Source organism: Candidatus Deferrimicrobiaceae bacterium (assembly GCA_035256765.1).
In the GTDB taxonomy this organism is placed as follows: Bacteria; Desulfobacterota; Deferrimicrobia; order Deferrimicrobiales; family Deferrimicrobiaceae; genus CSP1-8.
This window is the reverse complement of the sequence record DATEXR010000113.1, coordinates 1-7680: the sequence shown is the minus strand read 5'-3', so window position 1 is coordinate 7680 and position 7680 is coordinate 1. Positions and strand designations below refer to the sequence as shown.

10 protein-coding genes are annotated in these 7680 nt (G+C 66.2%); 3 read left to right on the top strand and 7 right to left on the bottom strand.

The features are described from left to right. Positions 1-2: 2 nt before the first annotated feature. Both VJ307_03790 and VJ307_03785 read right to left on the bottom strand, forming a co-directional pair. The gene (locus VJ307_03790) at positions 3-377 is read right to left on the bottom strand and encodes a DNA polymerase ligase N-terminal domain-containing protein (GenBank protein ID HJX73256.1); all 375 of its coding nucleotides are present in this window, start codon (positions 375-377) and stop codon (positions 3-5) included. Then, positions 374-940, bottom strand: coding sequence for a cob(I)yrinic acid a,c-diamide adenosyltransferase (locus VJ307_03785; GenBank protein HJX73255.1), 567 nt, complete (start codon positions 938-940; stop codon positions 374-376). The genes VJ307_03790 and VJ307_03785 overlap by 4 nt, the downstream gene beginning before the upstream one ends. Positions 941-1036: 96 nt before the next feature. Here VJ307_03785 and VJ307_03780 point away from each other — a divergent pair, with 96 nt between their 5' ends. Further along, positions 1037-1210, top strand: coding sequence for a hypothetical protein (locus VJ307_03780; GenBank protein HJX73254.1), 174 nt, complete (start codon positions 1037-1039; stop codon positions 1208-1210). A 12-nt stretch (positions 1211-1222) separates the two neighbouring features. On the opposite strand, the gene VJ307_03775 is transcribed toward VJ307_03780, so the two are convergent. From VJ307_03775 to VJ307_03760, 4 genes are all read right to left on the bottom strand, one after another. Next, a complete protein-coding gene (locus VJ307_03775) occupies positions 1223-2422 on the bottom strand; it encodes an FprA family A-type flavoprotein (GenBank protein HJX73253.1) in 1200 nt (399 codons plus the stop codon). A gap of 20 nt (positions 2423-2442) precedes the next feature. Beyond that, positions 2443-2613, bottom strand: a complete 171-nt coding sequence (locus VJ307_03770; protein HJX73252.1) for a rubredoxin — start codon at positions 2611-2613, stop codon at positions 2443-2445. 83 nt (positions 2614-2696) lie between these two features. Continuing rightward, positions 2697-2861 (bottom strand): rubredoxin, encoded by a 165-nt coding sequence (locus VJ307_03765; GenBank protein ID HJX73251.1) that lies wholly within the window; start codon positions 2859-2861, stop codon positions 2697-2699. Between the two features lie 19 nt (positions 2862-2880). Further along, complete coding sequence (locus VJ307_03760; GenBank protein HJX73250.1) at positions 2881-3576, bottom strand: SDR family NAD(P)-dependent oxidoreductase; 696 nt, start codon at positions 3574-3576, stop codon at positions 2881-2883. Between the two features lie 200 nt (positions 3577-3776). Here VJ307_03760 and VJ307_03755 point away from each other — a divergent pair, with 200 nt between their 5' ends. Further along, positions 3777-4340, top strand: a complete 564-nt coding sequence (locus VJ307_03755; GenBank protein HJX73249.1) for a 3'-5' exonuclease — start codon at positions 3777-3779, stop codon at positions 4338-4340. Positions 4341-4527: 187 nt separating this feature from the next. On the opposite strand, the gene speY is transcribed toward VJ307_03755, so the two are convergent. Beyond that, positions 4528-5661 carry a deoxyhypusine synthase gene (speY, locus tag VJ307_03750; GenBank protein ID HJX73248.1) on the bottom strand — a complete coding sequence of 378 codons (1134 nt, stop codon included), beginning with the start codon at positions 5659-5661 and terminating at the stop codon, positions 4528-4530. A gap of 158 nt (positions 5662-5819) precedes the next feature. Here speY and nifA point away from each other — a divergent pair, with 158 nt between their 5' ends. Then, positions 5820-7421, top strand: coding sequence for a nif-specific transcriptional activator NifA (nifA, locus tag VJ307_03745; GenBank protein ID HJX73247.1), 1602 nt, complete (start codon positions 5820-5822; stop codon positions 7419-7421). Positions 7422-7680 lie beyond the last annotated feature (259 nt).

Genomic DNA, 7680 nt, shown 5'->3' with positions numbered 1-7680 from the left:
CCTTACCGTCCTTTCTTCTGCGTCTTGAAGAGCAGCCAGTTCTTCCCCTCGAGCGGGACGAGCACGTATTCGCCCCGGAGCCGCTTCCCATGGAACTCGATCTTCAGCCTCCGGTCATGCTCGGAGAGAAGATCGTAGGTTCCGCCGTCCCAGACCGAGACGGCTCCCGCACCGTACTCCCCTTCCGGGATCTCCCCCTCGAAATCGATGTACGCGATCTCGTGATCCTCCACCTCCACGGCAAGACGCTTCCTCCCCGGCGATACCGGGGGCTCCTTCGGGACCGCCCAGCTCTTCAGCACCCCGTCCCGCTCCAGGCGGAGGTCCCAGTGGAGGCGGGTCGCCTCGTGCCGGTGGACGACGAAGCGCGGGCTCAATAGTCGATCCCCTTCTCCGCCTCGATGCCGAGCTCGTAGGGGTGCTTGATGTTCCTCATCTCGGTCACGAGGTGGGCGAGGCGGATGACCTCCTCGTGGGCGTTCCGCCCCGACAGGATGAGGTGGACGGCCGGCGGCTTCTCCCGGATGAGGGAGACGACATCGGACAGCTCGAGGAGCTTGAGGTGAAGGGCGACGTTGACCTCGTCGAGGATGACGACGTCGACCCGCCCCGACAGCATCTTCTTCCGGGCGGTCGCGAGGGCCTTCTTCGCCGCCGCGACATGCTCGGCAAACGGCAGGGTGTCCCCCCGGATCCCCACGAACCCTTTCCCCATCGGGGAGAGTACGAACTCGGGGGCGAGGCGTTTCGCGCCGTCGAGTTCCCCGTAATGCAGCGACCCCTTGATGAACTGGATCATCACGACGCGCATCCCGTACCCCACGGCGCGCACCCCCATGCCGAGGCACGAGGTCGTCTTCCCCTTCCCGTTGCCGGTCAGGACGAGGACGAGCCCCCGCCGCGGCTTTTCCGGGATTTTTCCCAGCCGTTTCCTGGCCATGGCCCCCTCCTTGCGATTGCGATGGTTCGCCTCCCGCTTTCCCTGTACGATGATAACGTTATCGGGGAAGTCTCGCCATGCCGTCAGGGAGGGCCGATGGGAGAGAAAACGAAGCGCTGCATGGTCTGCGCGAAGGAAAAGGCCTTCGAGGGCTCGATCTGCGAGGAGTGCAAGGCGATGATCCGCGGGGAGGCATCGGAAAAGGGAAAGAAAATCCGGAAAGAGGCCGAGAAGGAGATCCGCCGGGAGGGGATCCCCCCGAAAAAGTGACGGGGGGAGCCGCTACCCGGACTGAACGATTCCGGCGAACTTCTTTCCGAATTCCTCGCACGTCGCGAGATCCGCCTCGGAAGGGGTCATCAGGAACCGGATCGGCTCGGGAGCGACCTTGAGGCGCATCGAGGTCAGGATGTCCTGAACGGTCTTGATCGCTTCGCCGCTCCATCCGTAGGACCCGAACACCGACGCGGGCATCCCCTTGACGTTCAGCACGACGAGGTTCGCGATCAGGTGCAGGATCGGGTGGGGGACGTTCGAGTTGAGCGTGGGCGTCCCGATGAGGAACCCCGCCGACGTCTCGATCTCGTCGATGATCTCGTTCATGGGAACCTCGACGCTGTTGATCAGCGTCGCCTTGACTCCTGCCGACCGCACCCCCTGCGCCACCCTGGCGGCCATGGCGGCGGTGTTCCCGTAGGCCGAGGCGTAGACGACGGTCACCTTCTTTTCCGTCACCCGCGACAGGACGGAGGCGCGCTCCTCGTACCGGGCGATGTAGGATCGGGGATCCTTCCGCAGGATGGGACCGTGCGACGGGGCAATCATCGCGATCGGCAGGTCTTTGATCTTCTCGCACGCCTTGAGCACGTGTTCCTTGTAGGGACGCATGATCATGCCGTAGTAGAACTCGAACGCCTTGCGCACCTTCTCCGGCTCGCGGAGTTCGTCGTTGAAGAACTCGGGGCTGCAGTAGTGCGCCCCGAGGAAATCGCACGGGAAAAGAATCTTGTCCTCGACGAGATACGTGAGGATGGTGTCCGGCCAGTGCAGGAACGGAGTGTTGAGGAACCGGAGCGTCTTCCCGCCGAGGGGCAGCTCCTCGTTGTCCTTGACGATCCGGAACGAGTACTCCGCGTTCACGAGATGGTCGACGAACGACTTCGCCGACCGGGAGAGGAACACCGTCACCCGGGGGTTTCGCTTGAGGAGGTCGACGAGCGCCCCCGCATGGTCCGGCTCGGAGTGGTTGATCACCACGGTATCGAGCTTTTCCACCGGCAGGAAACGGGAGATGTTCCGGAAGAGATCCTCCGCGAACTCCTTCTTCACGCAGTCGATCAGTGCCGTCTTGTCGGTCCCCCGGACCAGGTAGGCGTTGTAGGTGGTCCCGAACTCCGTCGGGATGACGATATCGAAGACCGTGAGGCCGGGGTCCTTCGCCCCGACCCAGTGGACGTTCGGTGCCAGAGAAACCGGTTCCATGAAAATGATCCTCCCTGCCGCTATTTGATTTCTTCGAACTCTTCCTTCCCCACGCCGCACAGGGGGCAGACCCAGTCGTCCGGGAGAGCCGAGAACGGGGTCCCCGGCTTCACGCCGCTGTCGGGATCGCCCACGGCGGGATCGTATACGTACGCGCACACCATGCATCTCCACTTGGTCTTTTTGGCCATCGCGGTGCTCCTTTCCGGTGATGGGGAATGCACGGATTATATCGTTCCCGTCGAATGGCCCGCAACCGGTTATCCCCCCTCCCTTACTCCCGGATCTCCTCGAATTCGTCCTTTCCGGCGCCGCACAGGGGGCAGACCCAGTCGTCCGGGAGGCGAAGGAACGGGGTCCCCGGCTCCACGCCGTTGTCGGGGTCGCCCACTTCGGGATCGTACACGTACGCGCACACGATGCATCGATACCTGGCCATTGCGGCCCCCCTTTTTGGATTATCGGGAACGGGGGGGATTATATCCCCCGCGACGAAGGAACCGCAACACCGCCGCGGCGACCTTGTCGGGATGGTCCGGCCCGCGGACGCCGCCGCGGGAGCGCAGGCGCCGCCACTGGCTTTCCGGGAACCCCGGGGGGGGGAGCGCGAAGCCCGGGGTGACGATCCCGACCCGCACCCGCGGGGCGAGGGTCTTTTTCCACGCGGCCGCCTGGTGCGCGAGAGCGAGTTTGGAGAAGCAGTAAGGAAGGTAGCCGGGCCACAGGTGCCCCGCGCCCGCGTCCCCCAGGAAGATCACGGCGCCGCCGGGCTTCGCCCGGAGGAGCGGGAGGAGCGCCTGGGTGAGAAGAAACGGCCCGCGCAGGTTGACCGCGAAGATCCCGTCCCATTCCCGTTCGGAGACTTTGCCCGCCGGCGTGCGCGGGAAGACCGCGGCGTTGTGGACGAGGACGTCCAGCCGGCCGAACTCCCGTTCGACCGCACCTACGAGACGGAAAAACCGCTGCGGGCGCAGCAGGTCGAGGGGGAAGGCCCTCCCGCCGATTTCCCGGGCGAGGGAACGGGCCTCCATACGCGAGGCGCGGTAGGTGAGCGCGACGGTGAACCGATCGCGGGCGAGAGCGCGGGAGATCGCCGCGCCGATGCGCCGGGCTCCCCCGGTGACCAGCGCGACCTTCCCCGTCCCGGCGCTCATTTCAGCTCGATGAACTTCTCCTTCGGGGCTCCGCAGATGGGACAAGGGTCGGGCGGCTCGTCCCCCTGGTGAATATAGCCGCATATGCCGCATTTCCATTTTTTCATCGCTTCGTGCTCCCCGGAAGAGGTTTGCTGCCCTTATACCACAAACGGGGAGCGAGCGACAAAGAGGCCAGGCGCGCGGGCCCGCGGATTATAATGGAAGTCATGAGGTTCGACGGAACACCCCTCGCGGAGATGCCCTACGTGGCGGTCGACGTGGAAACCACGGGGCTGGACCCCGCGAACGGTCACCGCGTCTGCGAAATCGCGCTTCTTCGGTTCCTTCGCGGCACCGTGGTGGACTCCTTCGTCTCCTTCGTGAACCCCCTCCGTCCGATCTCCCCGGGAGCGTCCGCCGTCAACGGGATCACGGACGCCATGGTGATCCGCGCGCCCGCGTTTCCCGACCTGTTCCCCCGGATCCTCTCGTTCCTGGAGGGGGACACGCTCGTCTTCCACAACGCCCCGTTCGACCTGTCGTTCCTGCGCATGGAGGCGAGACTCGCCGGCGGGGAGTGGCCGGGGAACCCGGTCATCGACACGCTCGCGCTCGCCCGGCGCACCCGCCTCTTCCGCGACCACTCGCTTTCCGCGATCTGCGGACGGCTGGGGATCGGGTCGGCCTTTCACCGGGCGGAAGGCGACGCGTACGCGGCGGGGAAGCTGTTGCTGGCTCTCGCGGCGCGCGGGAAGGGTTCTCGTGTACCGTCTCGTAAATAGCTTGACGCACCGAGAGCGTCGATGCGCCGCGCCAGCAAGACGCGCGACTGAGGCATACCGTTGAGTATGGTGAAGAAGCGCAACGAAGCTGGAGCGGATGCAGCGGCGCTCGAATGCCAAGGTATTTGCGAGACGGTGCACTAGGGAGACGGATGGGGCGTAGGGAAGGGGGAAGGTCACCGGTACACTAGCGGCCGGGACGCCACTTCCCCCCGGCTTTCCAGGCGATGTAGTTCCGGCGGAACTCGCTTCCCAGGGCCTCCAGGAGCTCGGCCCGCCTGTCGTAGAGGCGCTTCAACGGACGCCTCTTCACGCGATCCAGGGCGTACGCCGTCAGCAGCGGCATCGCCACCGTGGAGTCGAGATAGCAGACGACGGCGTCGGGGAGCCGCTCCGGGTCGACCTTCCCCCAGGAGACCGCCTCGGAGGGCGTGGCCCCCGAGAGCCCTCCCGTGTCGGCCCGGGCGTCGGTCACCTGCAGGAAGTAGTCGTGCCCTTTCTCCGCGATCCCCAGCACCTCCTGCAGCTGCGGCTCGGTCTGGAGCATGAAGTTCTTCGGGGAGCCGCCGCCGAAGATCAGGACCGCGCTTTTTCCCTTCCCCTTCTTGGCGGCGTAGACGATCCCCGCGGTCTCGTTCACGTCCGCCGAGATGTCGATCTTCGTCCCCTTCCCGAACAGCCGCATGGCGGCGACGTTCATGCCGATGGAGGAGTCGCCCGGGGAGGACGTGTACACCGGGACCCCGTATCGATAGGCCGCCGCGAGGACGCTCACCTCGCCGATCCCGAGCTTTTTCTCCCCCTCGGCGACGTACCTCCCGATCCGGTAATGGAACTCCGCCGTGCCCATCTCGCGCTGGAACTCCTCCTCCTCGAGCACCCGCCGGAAGAAGGCGTCGGTGTCGAGGAGAACCTCGTAGGCGAACAGGATGTCGTAGATCCGGACGACCCCTTCCTCGTGGAGGACCGTGTCGTCCAGGAACGGGGACCCCGCATGCATCTTCATCCCGAGCCCGAAGTGAACGTCGTGGTAGAGGTTCGCCCCCGTCGAGACGATCCAGTCCACGAACCCGGCCCGGATCAGCGGGACGACGCAGGAAACCCCCAGGCCCGCGGGGACCAGAGCCCCGGAAAGGGACAGGCCGACCGTGACGTCGGGCGTAAGCATCTTCTCCGCGAACAGCCTCGCGCCTTCCCGCAGCCTGCCCGCGTTGTAGGCCAGGAAGTGGTTTTCGAGGAGATCCACCGCCCCGATCCCCTTCGTGATCGGGGGAGGGAGGATCCTCGGACCCCGAAGGAAACGCGACTGTTTCTTGCCCATTCCGGAAAGGTCTCCCCGTTGATGAAAGGGCGGCGCTGGGAACGGCCGGCCCGCCGATTGTCCCCCCCATCCGAAGAGGATTGGCCGCATTATACCTCCGAGCGCCCGGATTCCTTACTATTTTCGTTTCCCCCGTCGCGCCGCGTTATAATCAACGCGTGGCAACCCGCAGATCCACCGAAAAGGCGGAGATCTCCGCCATCTACGAGGTGGGAAAGATCCTCACGTCCACCCAGAATCTCCCCCGGGCCCTGGGGACCTCCCTGCGCACCCTCCAGAGCCTTCTCGGCTTCGACCGGACGGCGATCCATCTGCCCGACTCCGCCACACGCGAGATCCGGATGGAAGTATCCGGCGGCTACACGGCGGAGGAGCATTCCCGCGCGCGGTACGTGTGGGGGGAGGGGATCGTCGGGAAGACGATGAAGTCCGGCGGCCCCACCGCCCTCCCCGACGTGCGGAAGGAGCCGTCGTTCCTCGACAAGACCCGGGCCCACGGGAAGGAGCCGGCGGAACCGCTCTCCTACATCGCCGTGCCCATCAAGATCGGGACGGAGATCCTCGGGGTACTGACCGCGGAAAGGATCGGGCGGGCCGGCACCCAGGCGCTGGAGGCGGATACCCGGGCGCTGACGGTCATCGGGTGCCTCATCGGACAGGCGCTGAAGCTGCACGCGGCGATCGAACGTCTGCAGGAGGAGTTCCAGAGGCAGAGGCAGGAGTTCGAGAAGAAGATCCGCAAGACCTACCGGATCGAGAACATCGTCGGCCAGAGCAAGCGGATGCAGGAGGTCTTCGGCCAGGTGACGAGCGTCGCTCCCTCCCGCGCGACGGTCCTGCTGCGCGGCGAGAGCGGGACCGGCAAGGAGATGATCGCCCGGGCGATCCACACGGCGGGTCCCCGGGCCGACCGGCCGTTCGTCACGGTGAACTGCGCGGCGCTGCCCGAAACCCTGCTGGAATCCGAGCTCTTCGGGCACAAGCGGGGGGCGTTCACCGGCGCGGTCGAGGAGCGCAAAGGGCGGTTCGAACAGGCCTCCGGAGGGACGATCTTCCTCGACGAGGTCGGCGACATCCCCCTTTCCACCCAGGTAAAGCTGCTGCGCGTCCTGCAGGAGCGGAAATTCGAGCGGCTCGGGGAGAACCGGACCCTCTCGGTGGACGTCCGCATCATCGCCGCCACGAACGCGGACCTCGAGAGGCTGGTCGAGGAGGGGCGGTTCCGGGAGGACCTCTTCTACCGGCTGAACGTGATCCCCCTCTACCTGCCGCCGCTGCGGGACCGGCGGGAGGACATCATCCCCCTGACCGAGCATTTTTTAGAGCGGTTCAACCAGGAGCACGGCAAGGGGGTCTCCTTCACGCCCGAGGCGCTCGACCTGCTGGTCGAGTACCGGTGGCCGGGAAACGTTCGGGAACTGGAGAATCTGGTGGAACGCACGGTGGTGATGGCGAAGGCTCCGATCGTCGGAGCCCAGGATCTCCCGCGGACGGTCCGCCTGGCCGCGCTGCCGGCGACACCCGATGGGCAGCCTCCGCCGCGCGGCCCGGACGCGTCGGCGCCCCCGCGTCCCGGCGAAGGTCGTCCCGGACCGCTTCCCCGGGCGGACCACCTGCGCGCCATGGAGGCGGAGGAACTGAGGAAAGCGCTCGAGTCCACGGGGTGGGTGATCGCGCGGGCGTCGAAGATTCTCGGCTGGACCCCCCGCCAGGTCGCCTACAAGATGAAGAAGCACTCTCTCCAGTCCCCCTGGAAATAGGGGGACGCGGCCGCCCCTTTCCCGAGGGGTCTAGAGCTCGGGGCCCCTGGCTCGCGGGGGGATTCCGCGTCGCTACGCTCGCGACCTGCGCCCGCTCGCTGCCGATTCCGCTCGACGCAATTTCTTCCTTTCGGCGGGACACTCCTCAACGTACAACTCGATATAGGAATGTCCCCCCGCTCCGCGGAACCCCCCGCATCGCCCCGGGTCCCCGGTCAATGGCGTCCCCGCGAAGGGGCGCATCGCCGCGGCGCCCGCC

Coding starts and splice junctions, on each gene's coding strand:
- VJ307_03770 (HJX73252.1), bottom strand. CDS start 2,613: ATGGCCAAAAAGACCAAGTGGAGATGCATGGTGTGCGCGTACGTATAC.
- speY (HJX73248.1), bottom strand. CDS start 5,661: ATGGGCAAGAAACAGTCGCGTTTCCTTCGGGGTCCGAGGATCCTCCCT.
- VJ307_03780 (HJX73254.1), top strand. CDS start 1,037: ATGGGAGAGAAAACGAAGCGCTGCATGGTCTGCGCGAAGGAAAAGGCC.
- VJ307_03785 (HJX73255.1), bottom strand. CDS start 940: ATGGCCAGGAAACGGCTGGGAAAAATCCCGGAAAAGCCGCGGCGGGGG.
- VJ307_03755 (HJX73249.1), top strand. CDS start 3,777: ATGGAAGTCATGAGGTTCGACGGAACACCCCTCGCGGAGATGCCCTAC.
- VJ307_03760 (HJX73250.1), bottom strand. CDS start 3,576: ATGAGCGCCGGGACGGGGAAGGTCGCGCTGGTCACCGGGGGAGCCCGG.
- VJ307_03765 (HJX73251.1), bottom strand. CDS start 2,861: ATGGCCAGGTATCGATGCATCGTGTGCGCGTACGTGTACGATCCCGAA.
- VJ307_03775 (HJX73253.1), bottom strand. CDS start 2,422: ATGGAACCGGTTTCTCTGGCACCGAACGTCCACTGGGTCGGGGCGAAG.